Here is an 18,636-nt window from a genome sequence, read left to right as displayed (position 1 = left end):
GGCAGGCGCTGGCCGAGGACAAAGGGAGCGGCATGGCGCAACTGTCGGACGACTGCTTCGCTTTCGGCGGCCCGATGCGGACCGTGGCGGAGACCGTCGCTCTGATCCGCACGCGCCTTCTCCCCGTCACCGAGACCGAGAGGGTCGGCCTTGCCCTCGCCGACGGGCGGGTAACGAGCGAGGTCGTCATGGCCGGCCTGCCCCTCCCCGCTTTCACCAATTCGGCCGTCGACGGCTACGCCGTGCGGGGCACCGACCTGCCCACGGATGCGCCGCAGGCATTCGCCCTCGCCGACCGCATCCAGGCCGGCATGGCACCGTCGCGGCCGCTGGCGCCCGGTGAGACCGTGCGCATCTTCACCGGCGCGCCGATGCCGGCGGGTGCCGACACGGTGTTCATGCAGGAGGATACGGTCGTCGACCCCTCCGGCCGCATCCTCCTGCCGCCCGGCCTGTCGCCCGGGGCCAATGTCCGCCCGGCCGGCGAGGATGTCGCGCCCGGCCGCATCGTCATCGCCTCCGGTCACCGCCTGCGCCCGCAGGACGTGGCGCTGCTGGCGGCGCTCGGTCAGACCGAGGTTGCCGTGCTCCGGCGCGTCCGCGTCGCAGTGTTCTCGACCGGCAACGAGATCGTCGCGCCCGGTGATCCTTTGGGACCTGCCCAGGTCTACGATTCCAACCGCTTCATGCTGATGGCGATGCTGGCGCGTCTCGGCTGCACCGTCACCGATCTCGGCATCCTCGCCGACGCGGCCGGGCCGATCGCCGATGCGCTTGCCGAGGCTGCCGCCAATCACGACCTGATCCTCGCCTCGGGCGGCGTCTCTACCGGAGAGGCCGATCACGTGAAGTCCGCCGTGGAGGCGGTGGGCAGCCTCACCTTCTGGCGCGTTGCCATCAAGCCGGGACGGCCGGTCGCCATGGGTGTCGTCAAGGGTGCGGCCTTCATCGGCCTTCCCGGCAATCCGGTCGCGAGCTTCGTCACCTTTGCCCGCATCGCCCGACCGGCCATCCTGGCGCTGGCCGGAACGCAGGAGACCGCGCTGCCAGCGACGCCCCTGCGCGCCGCCTTCGCCTATGCCAAGAAGCGCGGACGGCGCGAATATGTGCGGGTGACCCTCCTGGAGGGTGCAGACGGCGTGCTGGAGGCGCACAAATTCCCCCGTGAGGGAGCCGGTCTCCTGTCGTCGCTGGTCGACACCGACGGCCTGGTCGAACTGGACGAGGAGAGTGCCGGCACCGAGGTCGGCGCGACGGTCGCCTTCATCCCCTATGCCGCCCTGATCTGACGGGCGGGCCAACCGAGCTCCGTCCGCATCGCGCCTGACGGCCCTCTCACCTGCCGGAGAATTTCGTCATGATCGTGCTAGACCTGACCGGCCTGAAATGCCCCTTGCCGGCGCTGAAGACGCGCAAAGCGTTGAAGGGCATGGCGCCTGGCGACAGGCTGTCGGTGCGCAGCACCGATCCCCTGGCCGGCATCGATATCCCAGCCCTCCTGAACGAGACCGGCGACCGCCTGGTGTCGACATCGCGCGAGCCGCAGGCGATCCTGTTCACCATCGAAAAGGCGGGTGGCTGAGCCCTCAGCCCCCCGCCACGCCGTCGCCGGGCTCGCTCCAGTCCGGGCCGACGAGGTTTTCGCCGGGGTCACCCACTCTGGCGCCGGAGGTGCTGTAGACGACATAGGCGCGTCGCTGCGCCTCGGCCAAGGCGAAGGCCGCCACGACGCCGATACAGGTCATGAGAGCAAGGCCGAAGACGATCGATTTCACGGCGTTCCTCCCGGCGCGGCGGGCGCGGCCGTCTTTTGGAATTTCAGGTCGAGTGCGGCGAGTGCCATCAGCGCGGGCGGCATGTCGACACCCTCCCGGCGCATCGAACGGGCGGCGTTCTGACAACCGGCGATATCATTGGAGTCAGCCAGCGCCTGCCCCTCGGCGAGCGACATGGTCGGCCCCTTCTTCAGGATTTCCGGAGACGTCGGGATTGGCGCCGAGAGACCAGAAGTCTGCGGCGCGTTCTGGCCCGAGCCCTGCGCGGCGGGCGCGTTGGCGCTGTTGGGCGCCTCGACGGCCGAGCCGGACTGGTTCGAGGCGTCCTGGGCGGAGCCGCCGGGTGACTGGCCCTGCGCTGCAGCTGCGGCAGGTGCCGCGGCCTGATCGGCAGTCGGCGCGGTGGCAGTGCCGGAGGCTGCAGGCGCGGCAGGCGCGGCAGGCTGGCCTTCGGTCGCCGCGGCAGCTGCGCCAGAGGCGGTCGTCGCCGCGATCTGGCCCGCGGCCGGCGCGACACCTGCAGCGTCTGTCGCGGCAGGCGCTGCGGCCTGGCCCGTGGCCGGGGCGGCGGCGCCAGGGGTGGTCGTCGTGGTCCCGGCAGGCGGCGGGGTCGCTGCCGCCGTCGGCGCTGCCGGCTGGCCGGGCGTCGGCGGCGCGGGCGGCTTCGGCGTGAGATAGGCGACGAGCTCGGTGCAGATGTTGGCCGCACCCGCCGCAGCCGTCGCGGCGGGTGCGGCGACGGTCGCGGTCGCCGGCGGCGTCACGCCAGTCGGTGCTGCCGGAACCTGGTTTGGAGCGGTGGCCGGCGCTTGCGGGGCGGCCTGCGCGCCGGTCTCGGGTGCCGGTGCGACGACAGCGGCCGGCGCTTCGGCGGCGGGCGGCGACGCCGTCTGAGCACCCGCTGGGGCAATGATGCTGCCACTGGCGAGAAGCAGAGCAAGGATCTTGAGCTGCATGGTCTCTACTCCGCCGGAACCGCGCCGGGCCGAATCGTCTTGGCCGCGCGCGCCTCTTCCTCTTCGACCCAGAGGCTGTGATGCGTCTTGGCCCAGCGGAGGTCGACCTCGCCGCTTCCCATGGCATCGTAGGCTCCCTCCATACCGAGCGAGCCGATATAGATGTGGGCGATCATGATGGCGATGAGCAGGACGCCGACGATGGCATGGATGTACTGAGCCGTCTGCATGCCGTTGACGTCGAGGACGGTGAACGGGAAAAGCATTGCCAGGCCCGTGGCCGACAGGGCCACTCCGCCGATCGCCACCGACCAGAATATGCCCTTCTGGCCGGCATTGAAGCGTTTTGCCGGCGGGTGGCCCTTGCCCGCGAAGCCGCCGAGTTCCTTCAACCAGCGCACGTCGGTGCGGTCGGGGATGTTGTCCTTGATCCACACCAGGATCATGACGACGAGACCGAGCATGAAGGCCCAGGAGACGTAGTTGTGGATATACTTGCTCCACTGGCTCATGGCGGCGAAAGCGTCGGGGCCGACGAGGGGAAAGATCAGCCGCTTGCCGAAGATATAGTTCAGCCCGGTCAGCGCCAGGAGAATGAAGGCCGAGGCGGTCATCCAGTGGTTCATCCGCTCGATCGCGCCGAAGCGCAGGATCTTGCGGCCGGTATCGGGGCCGTCCTCCATCATGATACGGCCGCGGGTCATGTAGAACAGCGCGAGCGCGATCAGCATGCCGAGAACGGCGATGCCGCCGATCCAGGGAAGCCAGCCCTCGTGGAAGCTGCGGTAGTCGCGCCCCTCCGGCTGCTCCAGGACGGCCGCCTTGCCATCGGGAATGGTGACGCGGCCGACGATCTTGCCGCCCTTGAGGGCGTTGAGAAGCTCGGTTTCGGTGGGCGCGGCGGCGGTCGGGTTCTGGCCGCTCGGATCGGTCGTTGCCTGCGTCGGCACGCCCCCCGGCTGGTCCTGGGACGCGGCCGGGCCGGCGAGCACGGCAAGGCCGAGCAGGACCGAGGCTGCCAGAGTGAAAAATCGCGTCATCGTCCCCGCCCTCACGTCTGCACGGTTTCACGATAGGCCGTCTGCCAGCCCCAGGCGCCGGAGCCATAGCCGCGCCGGGCCACCCGCTCCTTGTAGATGTTCGCGATGATCTCGCCGTCGCCGGCCAGAAGCGATTTCGTCGAGCACATTTCCGCGCACATCGGCAGCTTGCCCTCGGCGAGCCGGTTCTTGCCGTATTTGGCGTATTCCGCCTCGGTGCTGTCGGCTTCCGGACCGCCGGCGCAGAAGGTGCACTTGTCCATCTTGCCGCGCGAGCCGAAATTGCCGACGCGCGGATATTGCGGCGCGCCGAAGGGGCAGGCGTAGAAGCAGTATCCGCAGCCGATGCAGAGGTCCTTCGAATGCAGGACGACGCCATCGGCGGTGGTGAAGAAGCAGTCGACCGGGCACACCGCCGCGCAAGGCGCATCGGTGCAGTGCATGCAGGCCATCGAAACCGACCGCTCGCCCGGCTTTCCGTCGTTCAGCGTAACGACCCGGCGGCGGTTGATGCCCCAGGGAACGTCGTGCTCGTTTTTGCAGGCAGTGACGCAGGCGTTGCATTCGATGCAGCGATCCGAGTCGCAGAGAAACTTCATGCGCGCCATGTCTGGCCTCCCTTATGCCGCGGCGATCTGGCAGAGGACGACCTTGGTCTCCTGCATGCCGGTCACCGGGTCGTAGCCGTATGTCGTGACGGTATTGACGGATTCGCCGAGCACGATGGGATCGGTGCCTGCGGGATAATGCTCGCGCCAGTCGGCGCCCTGGTAGTAGCCGGAGAAGTGGAAGGGCATGAAGGCGACGCCCGGCCCCACGCGTTCCGTCACGAGCGCCTTGACCCGCGTCTTCGCCGCGTTCTCGGTCCCCATCACCCAGACGAAGCTGCCGTCCACGACGCCGCGAGCCTCCGCATCCAGCGGATTGATCTCCACGAACATGTCCTGCTGGAGTTCCGCCAGCCACTTGTTCGACCGCGTCTCCTCGCCGCCACCTTCGTATTCCACGAGGCGTCCCGAGGTCAGGATGATCGGGAAGCTGCGGAAGACGTTGTTGTCGACAGCGGCTTTCTGGACGGAAAAGCCGATGTTCGGCAGGCGGAACTGCATCTCGTCCGGCCGCGTCGGATATTTGGCGACGAGTTCGGGCCGCGCCGAGTAGATCGGCTCACGGTGGACGGGCACAGGATCGGGCAGGTTCCAGGCGACGACGCGGGCCTTGCCGTTGCCGTAGTGCATGACGCCATGGTCCATGCACACGCGCTGGATTCCGCCTGAAAGATCCGTCGCCCAGCTGACCGCATCGGGCTTTTCGCCGCCGACGCGAAGGATCGTCGCCAGTTCCGCCGGCCGCAGGTCCTTTTCCCAGCCGAGCTTCTTCAGGATGCCGAAGTTGATCTCCGGATAGCCGTCGGTCAGATCGGAATCCTTGGAGAAGGAGTCCTCGGCCAGAAGCGTCTCCCCGTTGCGCTCGACGCCGAAGCGCGCCCGGAACGTGCCGCCACCTTCCCAGATCGAGACCTCGGTCCGGTACAGCAAGGGCGACCCCGGATGCTTCATCTCGGGCGTTCCCCAGCACGGCCAGGGCAGACCGTAATATTCGCCGCCGACTTCCGGATCGTCCACCGGAGCCCGCAAGGTCACGAGATCGAATTTCTCCTGATTGCGCATATGCGCCTTCAGCCGCTCCGGCGACTGGCCGCAATAGCCGGTCGAGAATCCGCCGCGGTTGATCTCGCGCAGCACGTCCTCCGCAACAACCTTGCCGTCGACGCGGGCGATGTTCTTGAACATCTGATCGGCGAAGCCAAGCTTGGCGGCGAAGTCGTAGATCACGTCGTAGTCGGTTCGAGCCTCGAATGCCGGCTCGACGATCTTCTCTCCCCACTGGAGCGAGCGGTTCGACGCCGTACGTGACCCGTCGCATTCGAGGGATGTCGCGATCGGAAGCAGATAAGTGCCGTTGCGCCGTCCCGGGATCGCCGCGAAGGTCGTCGGGTGCGGATCGGCGACGACGAGAAGCTCCAGCTTCTCCAGCGCCTTCAGCATCTCGGGAATGCGCGTGACGGTGTTGCCGCCATGGCCCATCACGAACATGCCGCGCAACGGACTGCGCTGGTCGATGTCCTCCTCCGCCAGCGTGACGGCGTCGAACCAGCGCGTGGACGTGAGACCGGGGGTCTCCATGTTGTCCTTGCGCGAGCGCGGCTTGCGCCCACCCTTTGCCGGCACTTCGTCGAAACGGCTCTGGAGGTACTCGTACTCGACCTCCCAGACGCGCGACCAGTGCTTCCACCCGCCTTCGGTCAGGCCGTAGTAGAGCGGCAGCGACGTCACGTCGAGGCCGAGATCCGTGGCGCCCTGAACGTTCGTGTGGCCGCGGAAGATGTTGGCGCCGGTACCCGGCTTGCCGACGTTGCCGGTCGCCAGGACCAGCGTGCAGTAGGCGCGCACATTGGCCGTGCCGACGGTGTGCTGGGTCGCGCCCATGCACCAGATCAGCGTCGAGGGCTTTTCCTGGCTGAAGAGGTAGGCGACGCGCTTCAGCTGCTCGCCGGGAACGCCGGAGACACGCTCCACCTCGTCCGGTGTCCACTTGGCGACTTCCTTGCGGACCTCGTCCATGCCGTAGACGCGGGTACGGATGAATTCCTTGTCCTCCCAGCCGTTCTGGAAGACATGCCAGAGAATGCCCCAGATCACCGGAATGTCGGTACCGGCGCGCAGGCGCACGTATTCCGTGCCGTGCGCGGCGGTGCGGGTGAAACGCGGATCGATGACGATCATGTTCGCGCGATTCAGTTCCTTGCCCGCCAGGACGTGCTGCATGGCGACCGGATGGGCCTCCGCCGGATTGCCGCCCATGATGATCATGGTCTTGGCGTTGCGGATATCGTTGTAGGAATTGGTCTGGGCGCCGTAGCCCCAGGTATTGGCGACGCCGGCAACGGTCGTCGAGTGGCAGATACGGGCCTGGTGATCGACCGAATTCGTGCCCCAGAAGGCACCGAACTTGCGGAAGAGATAGGCGCCTTCATTGGTGAACTTGGCCGAGCCGAGCAGGTACATGGCGTCGGCGCCGGAGGTCTCGCGGATCTCCGCCATCTTGTCGCCGATCTCGGCGATCGCCTGTTCCCAGCTGAGGCGCTGCCACGCCCCGTCGACCAGTTTCAGCGGATATTTGAGGCGGCGGTCGCCGTGCACGATCTCGCGCAGGGCCGCGCCCTTGGCGCAGTGCGTGCCGCGGTTGATCGGGCTGCCCCAGCTCGGCTCCTGCCCCGTCCAGACGCCGTTCTGCACTTCGGCGGTCACGGTGCAGCCGACGGAGCAATGGGTGCAGATGTTCTTCTTGATGACGATCGGCACGCCGGGCATCGGGCCGGCGATCGCCTCGGCCTTGCGCACGGCACCCGGCGCCATCGCGCCGAACACGGCCACGCCACCGACGGCAAGGCCGGAATTGCGCAGGAAGGCGCGGCGATCGAGCCCGCGCGGGGCCTGCGCCGGGAGGGAGGCGGCAACGGAGGGTACCGCGGCGCCGGCAGCGGCGGACTTGCGCTTGGTCAGCATGGCGGCCTCACTTGTCCTTCAGGGTTTCGTAGCCGTTCGACCGATAGAAGGCCTGAACGTCGGCAGCGTCGGGCTGATACTTGGCTCCGGTCTCCTCGGGGCCCGGATCATAGGCCTGCGCCTCGGTGACCATCGCCGGCGAGATCGTCGCGGTGACGGCGGCGACCGTGGCAACACCCGAAGCCGAACGGAGGAAGCCTCTGCGACTGACCTTCTCGCGGGTATCTGACGTCATCGTGTTTTCCTCCCAGAATGCTGTTGTCGCAACGTCCGACGCATCATGCGGCACGGACCGAGGCCTCGGCCTCGATGGCCATCAGGGCCGATCCGACGGCGGCGACGTTCCTGTAAAAATCAGAGGCCCTCGCCGCGGCGACATCCGCGAAGAACCGCGCTCCCCAGGGCATGAGATGACGAACGAAGAATCGCTCGTCGGCCCCCTCGGGCGTCCCGAAACCACCATCGGCGAGACCCGCCAGGATTTCGCACACGACGGCGATATGATCCTCGAGCTCGCGGCTCCCCGGCCGCCGCTCGATCCCAAGCTCGCCCAGATCCTGCCGAAGCCGCGCCAGCGGCTTCTCCTGGAGAAAGCCCGTCACATAGTAGGAGCCATACGGCACGATTTCGCCGCGTCCGACGCCGATGAAGAGATCGAAATATTCGCGCTCGAGGACATCCGGAGCAGCCATCGACGCCTTCGCCGCAAGGGCGCGGCAGGCGTCGCCGATGGCGCCCTGTCCGCCTTCGATACCCGCCAGTGCGGCAAGGGTGGAGTGCGTCGGAGCCCGCGCGAAAAGAACCGCCAGCATTCGGTAGAGGTGCGCCCGCGCGATGTCGGCCGGATCACGCTCACCTGCAGCAGCCGGATCGATCGCGGGCACCATTTCCCCAGCGGGCAGATCCTGCTCGTCTGGCATATACTGCCGGGAAGCCGCGTCGTTCTCGTCCTGCCTCAAGCGCCGATATCCTGTGAATGACCGGAAATCTCAAGCGAATGCTGTCTCGTCCGGTCTGGCGGACGATAAAGCGGAAGACAGGCGATGCAACTCTTTTTTTGAACGGTTCCAAACAGGAAGCCGCCTAAATATCGTGCCTCAACCCGGCAGTGCCCCGCCGTGGCGAAGCGGGCGCGCCTGCGCCGACGCCAAAGGCGTCTCGGCTGGATGCTCGGGAGCGAGAGGGGCGGCCTCGGCGCGCATTTCAGCCGTGGCCGATGACGGCTCGCTGCCGTCGGGTCCCTCCGCGACGGGGATTTCGGCCGGGACCGGACACGGTCCCGGGATCTCGGCGGGCACCGGGTCGGTTTCGGGCTCGACCTCCTCGCTTTTCTCGGTCCCGAAGATGCCGCGGACCATCTTGTCGATATCGATCGAAGCGGGGATCGGACCGGAGACCGGCATACCGCCGGGAACGTTCCAGTCCCAGGCATAGTCGCGCGCGTCGCCGATGGCGTCGCGAATGGCCGGATCGATGGACCACATCCGCCGCAGCGCCCGGTTGCGCAGTGCAGCGGGAACACCGCTGCGCAGAAAGCCGGTGATGTCCGATGCCGCGGTCAACTCTTCGGGAGACGGCAGGTCCGCAAGCTCATCTGCAGACAGGGGGGCGAGGATCGAATCGCCCTCCCCTTGCCAAGCGATCTCTGCGGGCAAGCCGGCCTCCGCGGCTTCGCCGTCAATGCCGGCGGAGAGGTCTGGGCTCGCATCCTCTGGCGGCGTCGGAAGGGCCGACGATGGGTCGGCGCCGCGCTTGCGGCGCGACCAGCGGGCGATGAAGTCGGTGCTCATGGCGCACTCTTTCCCGCGGACACAGCCATTGCAAGCGCTTATCCGGAGCGGGGGGATCGACCTTGGAAGAGGGCGCCTTGCGGCATGGCCGGAGGATTGCGTGACGCGCGCCGGCAAAGCAGGATCGCGGGATGAAACGCTCCCTCATTCTCGCCCTTCTCGTCGGCCTTCTCGTCGCCATGCTCGCGCCCCGGTCGCTCGCGGCCGACCTTCGCGGCCATGGCGGGCCCGTTCGCGCCCTCTCCGTCACCGCGGACGGTCGGGGAGCCCTGTCCGGCAGCTTCGATTCGACGGCGATCCTGTGGTCGCTCGAAACGGCGTCGGCCCGGCAGGTCTTCCGGTTCCACGCAGGCTCGGTCAACGCGGCGATCTTCCTGCCGGATCTCCCTTCAGAGGCCGCCCGTTTCGCCACGGCGGGCGATGACGGTCGGATCGCGATCTGGGCGGCCGGAAGCGCCGTTCCGCTGCGCGTGCTCGAGGGCCATGAAGGGCCGATCGTGGCGCTCGCGCTCGCCCCCGACGGGTCGCATCTCGGATCGGCCGCGTGGGATGGCAGCGCCCGGGTCTGGCCCCTCGACGGCAAAAGCGCCCCCCGCGTCCTCCAAGGCCACCAGGGCAATGTCAACGGGATCGGCTTTCTCGCCAGGGGGGAGGTCGCGACCATCGGCTATGACGGAACGCTGCGCATCTGGCCCGCCAGCGGTGCCGCCCGCGTCACGACCTTCGACACGCCGTTAAACGCCCTGGCGATAGTCGGTGACGCCACACTGGCGGTCGGCGGCGGCGACGGTCGCCTGCGGCTCGTTTCGACATCCGATGGCAGCGTCGCCGACGAGGTCGAGATTGCGCCGACACCGATCTCGGCGATCGCCGTGTCGGGGGACGGACGGACGATCGCCGCCTCCGGCCTCCGCGGCGTCGTGCAGATCCTGGACGGGCGCACGCTAAAGCCCCTTCGAGCACTTGTCGGCCCGGGAATGCCCGTCTGGTCGCTCGCTTTCGTGCCGGGCACCCCAGAGCTTCTGACCGGCGGGAACGATCATGTCGTCCGGCGGTGGGACGCCAGGACAGGTGCCCATCTCGGCAACACGATCCTTCTGGCGGAGACCGACCCGCTGGCTCCCTATGGCGACGACCCCGGCGCGGCGGTCTATCGCGCCTGCGTCGCCTGCCACACCCTGCAGCCGGGCGACGGCACGCGTGCCGGACCGACGCTTCACGGCATCATGGGTCGCCGCATCGCCTCGCTGCCGGACTACGACTACTCGCCGGCCTTTGCCGGCCACGACATCGTCTGGACGAAAGAGACGATCGCCCGCCTCTTCGAAATCGGTCCCCATGCCTATACGCCGGGCACGAAGATGCCCGAGCAGACCATCCTCCGTGCCGAAAGCCGCGAGGCGCTCGTCGATTTTCTCGAGCGAGCGACGGCCGAGAAGAAGTGATCCCGGCGCGCTCTCGTCCCGCTCAGGCCTCGTCGTCCACCACCGCATAGTCCGCCGCGGTCCGCGGGCGCTGACGCGCCGGGCCGGCATAGGGGTCGAAGCCCTCGTTCAGCGCGGACTCGACGCGGCAGGGCTCGCACATCCGGATGGCGTCCAGCCGGCGCGCATTCTCGCCGGTGAACATCCAGTGGCTGCCCTCGAGCTTGGCGATCACGCGCTCGATCGTGCTTCTCGTGCCGAAGGGTTTTGCGCAGCGGACGCAAGGATAGGGCTCCTCCTCCTTCAACGTCACGCGCGGTGCGTTCCAGGCGGCGAAATCGAGCTGCGGGCGGAGCGTGATGACGTCCTCGGGGCATGTCGCGGCGCACAGGCCGCACTGGACGCAGGCATTCTGCGAGAAGCGCAGCATCGGCCGGTCCTCGCCTGCCGACAGAGCCCCGGTCGGGCAGGCCGACACGCAGGAGTGGCAGAGCGTGCAGCCCTCGGTCTCGACCAGAACCGTTCCGAAGGGCGCGCCTTCCGGCAGGGGCACGAGCGCGACGGGCGCCGGTGCGACCTCGTGCATGGTGCGCAGGCTGAACTCCAGAAGCCCGCGCTTGGCGCCGACGGGTGCAAAGCGCGAGGGGCTCGGGCTCGGCGTTCCCATCGGCAGGGCGGCCAGCGCGGCGAGCAGGTCGTCCGGCGCATCGGCCTGGACGATCGCACAGGCCCCTTCCCCGTAACCCAAAGCCTCCGCGAAGGTGGTGGCGATGGCGACCGTCCCGGCAAGCGCGACCATGCCATTCTTCGGCGCCTTGCGGGTCAGGAGACGGACGCCCGACACGCCATAGGCGAGAGCCGCGGCCAGGACTTCGATACCGATCTGCTTGATCTCGTTTACCTCGAAAGGCAGCACTGTCGCCGGCAACCCTGCGCCGATCGCCGCGATCAGGGGGCGTCCCACCGTGACGTCATGGATCAGGAGGATGGCATCGGACCCGCCTGCGTCGCGATAGGCCAGGATCATCGCCCGCAGGCGGGCAAGCTGCTCGTCGGTCGGCGGAACGGTGTAGGAGGCAGCGCCCGTCGGACAGACCGCCGCACAGTTTCCACAGCCGGCACAGACCATGGCGTCGATCGCCACGACATCGCCGAGCGGTGTGATCGCCTCCATCGCGCAGGCATCGAGGCATTTCGTGCAGCCCGTGATCGAGGAGCGCGAATGGGCGCAGAGCTCGGGCCGGAACGCGATGTATTTCGGCTTGTCGAACTCCCCGACGAGCGCGCCGGCCTCCTCCAGCGCCCGTGACAGGGCCATGCCGTTGGCCGGATCGACCTTGAAGTAACCCTCGCGGGCCTCGAAGGCGGGAAACAGCGCCGGCGCCTCCGACAGATCGAGGATCAGGGCGCACCGCGACACCGCGCCGTCCCGCACCGGACCACCCTTGGTAGCGGCAAAGCCGTCAACGACGGCCTCATAGGCGCCGAAATGGCCGGATGCCGAAACGACGCGGCCGAAAACGACCGGGAAGGCAAGATCGCCGGGAATATCAATCAACTCGCCGCCGGACAGGATCACCGTTACGTCGAGCCGGTCGGACAGCGCGATGCCCGCGTCGATCGCCGCCCTGCCACTGCCGTGGACGAGAACGACGCCGTCGCTCGACAGCGTCACCACCGGCGGCTCCGCCACCACCCGCGCGCCGAGCGCGGAAAGCGCGGTCTGTCTCGGCCTGTCCATTGCAAAGATGGGCACTGTCTGGGCGATCCTCGTTGACGCTATTGGGTTTTCGGCGCTGGCCGTTCAGGCTAGAACCATTGTAAACTGTCCAAAGTCAATCCGAATCCGTGTGATCATGCCCCTGCCCCGCTCCCCTTCGACGGCTCCTGACCTGCTGCTGCCGCCGCCCTACACGCTTCATGTGGTGCGCGAGGTTGTCGATCCCTTTTCCCATGCCAGGGAGATCGCGTCCGCGGCGGGCGCTGGGACCCTCATCTGGGCGCGCCGCTTTCATCTGGCGGAATTTGCGCTCGTGCTCGAGCCCGAGGAGCCGCTCGCTCCGGCCCGCCGCGTCGCCTATGCCGCCGGCAATGCACTCTGCGATGCCCTCAGCAGCCATGCCCCGGCCCAGGTCGACATTTCGCTGGACTGGCCGGATGCGATCCGGGTGGACGGCGCCCTGGTCGGCGGCCTTCGCCTCGCCTGGCCGGAAGGCACGCCGGAAGACGCCGTTCCCGCCTGGCTGGTCCTCGGTGTGACGATCCGCCTCGTCGTGATGCAGGCCGGCGAAGCCGGGCTGCGCCCGCTGCTCGGCGGACTTGACGAGCAGGGATTTGAAGACTTGAACCCCGGGATGCTCGTCGAGGGATTTGCCCGGACCTTCCTGCGCGAGACGAATGTCTGGGCCGAAGAAGGGTTTGAGGCAGTGCGTCTGAACTGGCTGCACCGCTGGCGCGGAGAAGCCGTCGAGATCCTCGACGACGGCGATATGCTTTCCGATGGTTCGAGCCGATCGCTCGGGGACGCGCTCACGACGGTGTCATGGCTCGATCCCGCGACCGGGACGCCGTGGATTTGACCGGCATTCTCAAGCTGCCGCGCACGATCCGTCTCGATCCGTCGGATGAATTCGTCTTCGACGAGGTCGCAGAGCCGGGCGAATGGGCCGTCTCGGGCGCCTTCCGCTTCTGGACGCGCGATGTCTCCGCGCTCGCGGGCAAGCAGCGGCAAGCATTCCGCTCCGGGCTGCTCGGCCTGTCGAGCTTCGGCTGGTCGACGCTCGTCGTGGTCACCCCCGTCAGTGCCGCCGAACGGGAGGCGGCCGTTTCCCTGCTCGCGCGACAGCTCGTCGTCCATCTGGGCGCGCCGGACGAGGCCTCGGCACGCGCCGCGGCCGAGGAGGAGATCGCGTTCGCCGCCTCGCTGTGCGACCATCCGGAGAACACGATCCTCGCCGTGCAGCGCAGCATCGAGGATGACGGCATCCGCGAACGATTCCGCACGCTGAAAAAGCGCGACGACCTCGTCCAGCACACGCGCGCCTTCGACATCGTGGCGCTCGATGATGAAGACGAGGGTGCCGTCACCGAGGCGGTCGATCTGCACGCACTGATACGAGGCCCGACATGACCGATTTCTGGGTCTCTTCCGGACACCAGCTTCTCGACCGGGACGAGAACGGACGCCTCGTCCTCACCGACGACTATCTGAAGGCGCATTTCGCCCGGCCGGAACTGATGCCCCCGCCCGAGGCCTGCGCGGCCGAGCGGAGCCTTCACTCAGCGCTCCTCGACGATCCGCGCCGTGCGGTCGAGGCATCCGAGATTGCCGCTCTCGAGGACGCGGACGCGCAGGAGAACTGGCGGGTCATGCTCGCCTTCCGCGACCGGCTGGCATCGGCCCCGACGCTGGAGGCGGCCTATCTCGAGCTCGTCCGCGGATCGATGCGGCAGACGCCGCCGCTCTTCGTCAACCAGCTGACGCAGGTGATCCTGCGCAACGTCCTCGACGGCTGTGACGACGCGCATGTCCTGCGCGCCGCCGAGCTGTTCTTTCGGCCGCAGCGCGCCAGCGTCGAGGCGGGAGCCCTGCTTCTCGCCGATGCCGAGATCATCGAGCTGCAGGAAGACCGTGGCCGCTCGTCACCGCCGCTGCTGCAGATGTTCGCCGAACCCGTCGTCACCGAACTCGACGTCCTCACCGACGAGAACGCCGCCTCCTACGTCCACCGCAGCGAATCCTTCGACCTCGTCCTCTCCTTTTCCGGCGGCGTCGCCTCGCGGCGGGGCCTGGCGCGGGTTATCGAGCTGTGGGTCGCCCATCTCCTCGGCGTGACCGTGACCGTGACGCCCGAGGTGCGCGCGGACGAGGAGGACTGGGCCTGGTTCGTCGGTCTCGACGCCGAGGCGACGCGCATCGGCAACGCGCTCTGGCGCGGCGAGCACCTCGGCGACGGCGATGCCGAGCGGATCATCGGGCTCTTCGCGCTGCGATTCTCAAGCCCGGAGGAAGCGCTCCCGGTGATCGGCGCGCGGCCGGTCTGGCTTCTCCTCGCAATGACGCCGAGCGGCGAAGTGAGGATGAAGCCGCAGAACCTCGTCGTGGGATTGCCGCTTCGAACGCAAGAGGAGACGAGCTGAGCATGTCAGGCCCAAACTTCCGTGTCGGGGTCGTGGTCGAGCGGCGCCCGTCGTCGAGCCCCTGGGCGACCCACGCCTATCGCGTCGCGGCGATCGTGCCGGAAGCCGCCGGCACGGCCGACGGCCATCTCCTCGGCGAGGAAGACGGCGTCGCTCTGCTGTATGCCGGCTCCGCCGATGTCGAGTTCCACCGCGTGGAAACGGGCAACTACCGCGACAATCTCGCGTCCGGCGAGGCGATGCTCTGGGTGACGCTGTCGATCGAGGACACGGGCGTCCGCCTCCTCTCGGTCACGGCGGACCCCGCCGAGGGCGAGGCGATGACGGAGGCCGGCAATTTGATGGTCGACGTCGCGCCCATGCCCGCCGAAATCGCCCAGCGCCTCGCCGACTTCATCAAGACCCACCATGTCGAACGCGTCTTCAAGAAGCGCAAGCGCGAATAGCCCGCTCGCCTTGCCGGCGACGGAATGCAGCCAGCCGGCCCTGCCACGAAAGACATCGCCATCGCCGACAGGCTCGATGGACGGGCGCGCCGCCCCCGCGTGGTCGGCCGGCCGCAACGATGATCGAGGCATCGCGCTACACTGACGACGGCCGTGAAGTGCCTCGGCCGGACGTCGGAGCCGCGTCGGCCGGAACGATGCCGCGCGGGAGGGACCGGCCGCCGGCCGATCCCTCACCCTGCCGTGTCAGGCGGCCTTCGCCGCCGGAGCCTTCTCGGCCTCCTCGATCGCGCGGACATAGAGGTCGAGGACGGTTTCGTGCTCGTCCCGCTCGTCCTTGTCCTGCTTGCGCAGCTTGATGATCTCTTTCAGGATCTTGACGTCGAAACCCTCGCCCTTGGCTTCCGCGAAGGTTTCCTTCTTGCCCTCGTTCAGTTCGGCGATCTCCGTCTCGATCTGCTCGATCCGCTCGATGAAGGCGAGGATCTGGCCGCCCGCGATTCCAACCGTGTCCGTCATGCTTGGCTCCTTGAAGTGTGCCCGCGCACCATCGGCGGGAGCCGTGACCATTTTGTTAACGACGTTGCCGCGCCGGGACGCATCCCCCGGCCTTCGCGCCCATCCCTTGAAATTGTGAAGGCGCCGTCCTTGCCGGCGGCCCGTCCCGCCGACATTCTGCCGCGCGGCCGGCTGTCATCGCGCCGTCATTTCGGGGGGCTACTGCAGCCTTTCGCACTTGCTCCGGAACAGAGGTCTCCATGCGCTCCGCCATCATCGCCGCCTGTCTTCTTGCCGCCAGCCCGGCTTTCGCCGTCGACGGCACGCTGGTTCTCTACACCAGCCAGCCGAACACCGACGCGCAGCAGACGGTCGACGCCTTCATGGCGGAGAACCCGGGCGTGAAGGTCGACTGGATCCGCGACGGCACGCCGAAGATCATGGCCAAGCTCCGCGCCGAGATCGAGGCAGGCGCCCCGCAGCCGGACCTTCTCCTCATCGCCGACGTCGTGACCATGCAGGGCCTGAAGAAGGAGGGACGGCTGATGGCCTATCCCGAGGCCGATCTCACGGCCTTTGCCGATGCCCAGTCCGACCCGGACAAGACCTATTTCTCGACCAAGCTCATCACCACCGGCATCGTCTACAACACCAAGGCGCCCTTCGTGCCGGCAAGCTGGGCCGATCTGGAAAAGCCTGAAGCCAAGGGTCTCGTCGCCATGCCGAGCCCGCTGACCTCGGGCGCCGCCCTCATCCATGCGGTCACCCTCACCGACAATCTCGGCGCTGGCTGGGGCTATTACGAGAAGCTCGCCGAAAACGGCGCACAGGCCTCGGGCGGCAATGGCGACGTCCTGAAGGCCGTTTCCGGCGGCGAAAAACTCTACGGCATGATCGTCGACTACATGCCGATCCGCGAAAAGGCCAAGGGCGCGCCGGTCGAGTTCGTGTTCCCGGCCGAGGGCGTCTCGGCCGTCACCGAGCCGGTCGCGATCCTCTCCACGGCGAAGAATCCGGAAGCCGCCAAGGCTTTCGTCGATTTCGTCCTGTCGGAAAAGGGCCAGGCGCTGGCGTCCAGCCAGGGCTACATCCCGGCGCGCGCGGGCGTCGCTCTGCCTGCCGGCTATCCCGAGCGCTCGGCGATCAAGGTCCTGCCCTATGATGCGGCCGCAGCGCTTGCCAACGAGACCGCCAACAAGGAAAAGTTCACCGAAGCGATGGCCCAGTAACCCGAAAGCCGCGATGTCCCTGACGTCTTTATCCGGCCGCGGCTTCCCCCCGCGGCCGTTTTTACGCCTCCCCTTCGGCCCGGCCGTGGCGCTCGCCGTGATCCTCTGTCTCGGTGCGCTGCCGATGGGGCGGATCGTCGTCGAGGCACTGGTGCCAGGCGGCCTTGTCGATCTCCAGGCGTTTGCCGAACGGCTCGGCAAGGCCTCGGCCCTTCGCGCGACCTGGCATACGCTCGACACCGCTTTCTGCGGTGCGCTCATCGCGCTCGCCCTCGGCACGGCCTTTGCCGTCGCCGTCTCGATGACCGACCTGCCGGGCAAGCGCACGATCGGCTTTCTCTTCCTGCTGCCGCTGATGATCGCGCCGCAGGTGACCGCGCTCGCCTTCCTCCAGTTGCTCGGTCCGTCGAGCGCGCTCCTCGGCGCCCTCGGCCTGGCACCGCCTCCAGGCACCGCGAACCCGCTGCATGGCCGCGGCGGCATCATCTGGCTCTACGGCATCCAGCATGCGCCGATCGTCTTCATCACCCTGCGCGCCGGCTTCGCCCGGATACCGCGCGACCTGACGGAGGCCTCCCGCGCCTCGGGCGCGGGCGCGGTCGCGACGCTCCGCGCCATCATCCTGCCCGTTGCAGCGCCCTATTTCGCCGCCGCCGCGGCGCTCGCCTTCGTCTCCGGCGTCGGCAATTTCGGCATTCCGGCGCTGCTCGGCCTTCCCGTCAACTATCTGACGCTGGCGACGCTGATCTATCAGAAACTGTCGAGTTTCGGGCCGAGCGTCCTGCCGGAGGTCGCGGCACTGTCGACGCTGATCGCGGGCCTGGCGCTCCTCGGCGTCGCCTGCCAGTCCTTCGCGCTGCGGCGTGCGGGCCACCGCCTCGGCATCGGCACGCCGGCGACGTTTCGGCTCGGACCCTGGCGCTGGCCGCTCGGGCTTGCGGCCTGGGCCGTCGTCGCGCTGATCCTCGTCCTGCCCGCGCTGGCGCTCCTGTCGACGGCGCTGGTGCCGACCGTCGGCGTCAAGCTGTCGCTCGCCACGGTCACGCTCGACAATTTCGCCGAGGTGCTGACCCGGCAGGCATCGACGCTTCGCGCCTTCCGCAACTCGTTCCTCCTCGCCGGCACGGCGGCGCTGCTGCTCGCCGTGATCGCGGTGCCGCTCATCGTCGCCAGCCAGCGTTTCGGGCTGCGCTGGCGAAAACTGCTCTTCGGCTCGCTGGCGCTGGCCTATGCCGTTCCCGGCATCGTCCTTGCCATCGCCTGCATCCTCCTGTTCCTGCGCCCGCTGCCCCTGATCGGCAGCCTCTACGGCACGGCCGCGATCATCCTCGTGGCCTATCTCATGCGTTTTGCAACACTGGCCCTGCAGCCGGTGGAGGCGTCGATCGGACAGATCTCGGGCGACCTGACGGAGGCCGCCGCCGTTGCCGGGGCCGGCCCGCTTCGACGCCTGACGACGATCACCGCGCCGCTCGCGCTGCCGGCGGCGGTGGCCGGCGCGCTGCTCGTGTTCATGAGCGCCTTCAACGAGTTGACTGTCTCCGCCCTGCTCTGGTCGGGCGGCAACGAGACGCTCGGCGTCGTCCTCTTCAGCCTGGAAGAGGCGGGGCTCGCCAGCGCCGCGGCGGCGATCGCGGTGTCGACGGTCGTGGTCGTCGTCTGCCTCCTGATCGTCCTCGACCGGGTGGGCCGGCGCCTGCCGGCAGGCGTCCTGCCCTGGCGCTGACGGCTGCCGGCGCTTTTTCCGTACGCGCTCGGGCCGGGCACGC

The 18,636-nt window shown here is 68.2% G+C and carries 19 protein-coding genes; 9 read left to right on the top strand and 10 right to left on the bottom strand.

From position 1 onward, the window contains the following. The first annotated feature begins 32 nt into the window (after window positions 1–32). Window positions 33–1,289 carry a gephyrin-like molybdotransferase Glp gene (glp, locus tag Sa4125_RS08435; RefSeq protein ID WP_224005880.1) on the top strand — a complete coding sequence of 419 codons (1,257 nt, stop codon included), beginning with the start codon at window positions 33–35 and terminating at the stop codon, window positions 1,287–1,289. Window positions 1,290–1,357: 68 nt separating this feature from the next. Then, complete coding sequence (locus Sa4125_RS08430; RefSeq protein WP_224005878.1) at window positions 1,358–1,582, top strand: sulfurtransferase TusA family protein; 225 nt, start codon at window positions 1,358–1,360, stop codon at window positions 1,580–1,582. 4 nt (window positions 1,583–1,586) lie between these two features. Here the strand turns inward: Sa4125_RS08430 and Sa4125_RS08425 are convergent, their stop codons facing one another. From Sa4125_RS08425 to Sa4125_RS08390, 8 genes are all read right to left on the bottom strand, one after another. After that, complete coding sequence (locus Sa4125_RS08425) at window positions 1,587–1,775, bottom strand: hypothetical protein (protein ID WP_224008218.1); 189 nt, start codon at window positions 1,773–1,775, stop codon at window positions 1,587–1,589. Beyond that, the gene (locus Sa4125_RS08420; RefSeq protein WP_224005876.1) at window positions 1,772–2,731 is read right to left on the bottom strand and encodes a hypothetical protein; all 960 of its coding nucleotides are present in this window, start codon (window positions 2,729–2,731) and stop codon (window positions 1,772–1,774) included. Before Sa4125_RS08420 ends, Sa4125_RS08425 begins: the two co-directional genes overlap by 4 nt. 5 nt (window positions 2,732–2,736) lie before the next feature. Then, window positions 2,737–3,771: a formate dehydrogenase subunit gamma gene (locus Sa4125_RS08415; RefSeq protein ID WP_224005874.1), complete on the bottom strand. Its 1,035-nt coding sequence runs from the start codon at window positions 3,769–3,771 to the stop codon at window positions 2,737–2,739. A gap of 11 nt (window positions 3,772–3,782) precedes the next feature. Beyond that, window positions 3,783–4,379, bottom strand: coding sequence for a formate dehydrogenase FDH3 subunit beta (fdh3B, locus tag Sa4125_RS08410; RefSeq protein ID WP_224005872.1), 597 nt, complete (start codon window positions 4,377–4,379; stop codon window positions 3,783–3,785). A 12-nt stretch (window positions 4,380–4,391) separates the two neighbouring features. Next, entirely contained in the window at window positions 4,392–7,340 is a 2,949-nt protein-coding gene (locus tag Sa4125_RS08405) for a formate dehydrogenase subunit alpha (protein ID WP_224005870.1), read from the bottom strand. A gap of 7 nt (window positions 7,341–7,347) precedes the next feature. Next, window positions 7,348–7,575, bottom strand: coding sequence for a twin-arginine translocation signal domain-containing protein (locus Sa4125_RS08400; RefSeq protein WP_224005868.1), 228 nt, complete (start codon window positions 7,573–7,575; stop codon window positions 7,348–7,350). 43 nt (window positions 7,576–7,618) lie between these two features. Further along, window positions 7,619–8,299 carry a molecular chaperone TorD family protein gene (locus Sa4125_RS08395; RefSeq protein ID WP_224005866.1) on the bottom strand — a complete coding sequence of 227 codons (681 nt, stop codon included), beginning with the start codon at window positions 8,297–8,299 and terminating at the stop codon, window positions 7,619–7,621. Between the two features lie 138 nt (window positions 8,300–8,437). Beyond that, window positions 8,438–9,130 carry a DUF3306 domain-containing protein gene (locus Sa4125_RS08390; RefSeq protein WP_224005863.1) on the bottom strand — a complete coding sequence of 231 codons (693 nt, stop codon included), beginning with the start codon at window positions 9,128–9,130 and terminating at the stop codon, window positions 8,438–8,440. Window positions 9,131–9,261: 131 nt separating this feature from the next. On the opposite strand from Sa4125_RS08390, the gene Sa4125_RS08385 reads away from it, so the two are divergent. After that, complete coding sequence (locus tag Sa4125_RS08385; protein ID WP_224005860.1) at window positions 9,262–10,575, top strand: c-type cytochrome; 1,314 nt, start codon at window positions 9,262–9,264, stop codon at window positions 10,573–10,575. A gap of 22 nt (window positions 10,576–10,597) precedes the next feature. Here Sa4125_RS08385 and Sa4125_RS08380 read toward each other — a convergent pair whose 3' ends face one another. Further along, window positions 10,598–12,229: a 4Fe-4S dicluster domain-containing protein gene (locus Sa4125_RS08380; RefSeq protein WP_224005857.1), complete on the bottom strand. Its 1,632-nt coding sequence runs from the start codon at window positions 12,227–12,229 to the stop codon at window positions 10,598–10,600. Between Sa4125_RS08380 and Sa4125_RS08375 the strand changes: the two genes are divergently transcribed. Genes Sa4125_RS08375 through Sa4125_RS08360 form a run of 4 tightly spaced genes read left to right on the top strand, consistent with a single transcriptional unit; the run spans window position 12,162 to window position 15,140 of the window. Continuing rightward, window positions 12,162–13,133, top strand: coding sequence for a biotin/lipoate--protein ligase family protein (locus Sa4125_RS08375; protein ID WP_224005854.1), 972 nt, complete (start codon window positions 12,162–12,164; stop codon window positions 13,131–13,133). The genes Sa4125_RS08380 and Sa4125_RS08375 overlap by 68 nt on opposite strands. 5 nt (window positions 13,134–13,138) lie before the next feature. Beyond that, window positions 13,139–13,684 (top strand): DUF6505 family protein, encoded by a 546-nt coding sequence (locus tag Sa4125_RS08370; RefSeq protein WP_224007668.1) that lies wholly within the window; start codon window positions 13,139–13,141, stop codon window positions 13,682–13,684. After that, on the top strand, window positions 13,681–14,694 hold the full coding sequence (locus Sa4125_RS08365; protein WP_224005851.1) for a DUF6352 family protein: 1,014 nt from the start codon (window positions 13,681–13,683) through the stop codon (window positions 14,692–14,694). Before Sa4125_RS08370 ends, Sa4125_RS08365 begins: the two co-directional genes overlap by 4 nt. Before the next feature lie 2 nt (window positions 14,695–14,696). Continuing rightward, a complete protein-coding gene (locus Sa4125_RS08360; RefSeq protein WP_224005848.1) occupies window positions 14,697–15,140 on the top strand; it encodes a DUF3305 domain-containing protein in 444 nt (147 codons plus the stop codon). Between the two features lie 246 nt (window positions 15,141–15,386). Here the strand turns inward: Sa4125_RS08360 and Sa4125_RS08355 are convergent, their stop codons facing one another. After that, on the bottom strand, window positions 15,387–15,659 hold the full coding sequence (locus Sa4125_RS08355; RefSeq protein WP_224005845.1) for a DUF2312 domain-containing protein: 273 nt from the start codon (window positions 15,657–15,659) through the stop codon (window positions 15,387–15,389). Between the two features lie 239 nt (window positions 15,660–15,898). Between Sa4125_RS08355 and Sa4125_RS08350 the strand changes: the two genes are divergently transcribed. Both Sa4125_RS08350 and Sa4125_RS08345 read left to right on the top strand, forming a co-directional pair. Further along, window positions 15,899–16,867: an ABC transporter substrate-binding protein gene (locus Sa4125_RS08350; RefSeq protein ID WP_224005842.1), complete on the top strand. Its 969-nt coding sequence runs from the start codon at window positions 15,899–15,901 to the stop codon at window positions 16,865–16,867. A gap of 97 nt (window positions 16,868–16,964) precedes the next feature. Next, window positions 16,965–18,593: an iron ABC transporter permease gene (locus Sa4125_RS08345; RefSeq protein WP_224005839.1), complete on the top strand. Its 1,629-nt coding sequence runs from the start codon at window positions 16,965–16,967 to the stop codon at window positions 18,591–18,593. The last annotated feature ends 43 nt before the right edge of the window (window positions 18,594–18,636 follow it).

Origin of the sequence: Aureimonas sp. SA4125, assembly GCF_019973775.1 — a bacterium.
In the GTDB taxonomy this organism is placed as follows: domain Bacteria; phylum Pseudomonadota; class Alphaproteobacteria; order Rhizobiales; family Rhizobiaceae; genus Plantimonas.
Note: the sequence above shows the minus strand (reverse complement) of the source record. Positions and strands in the feature narration are given on the sequence as shown.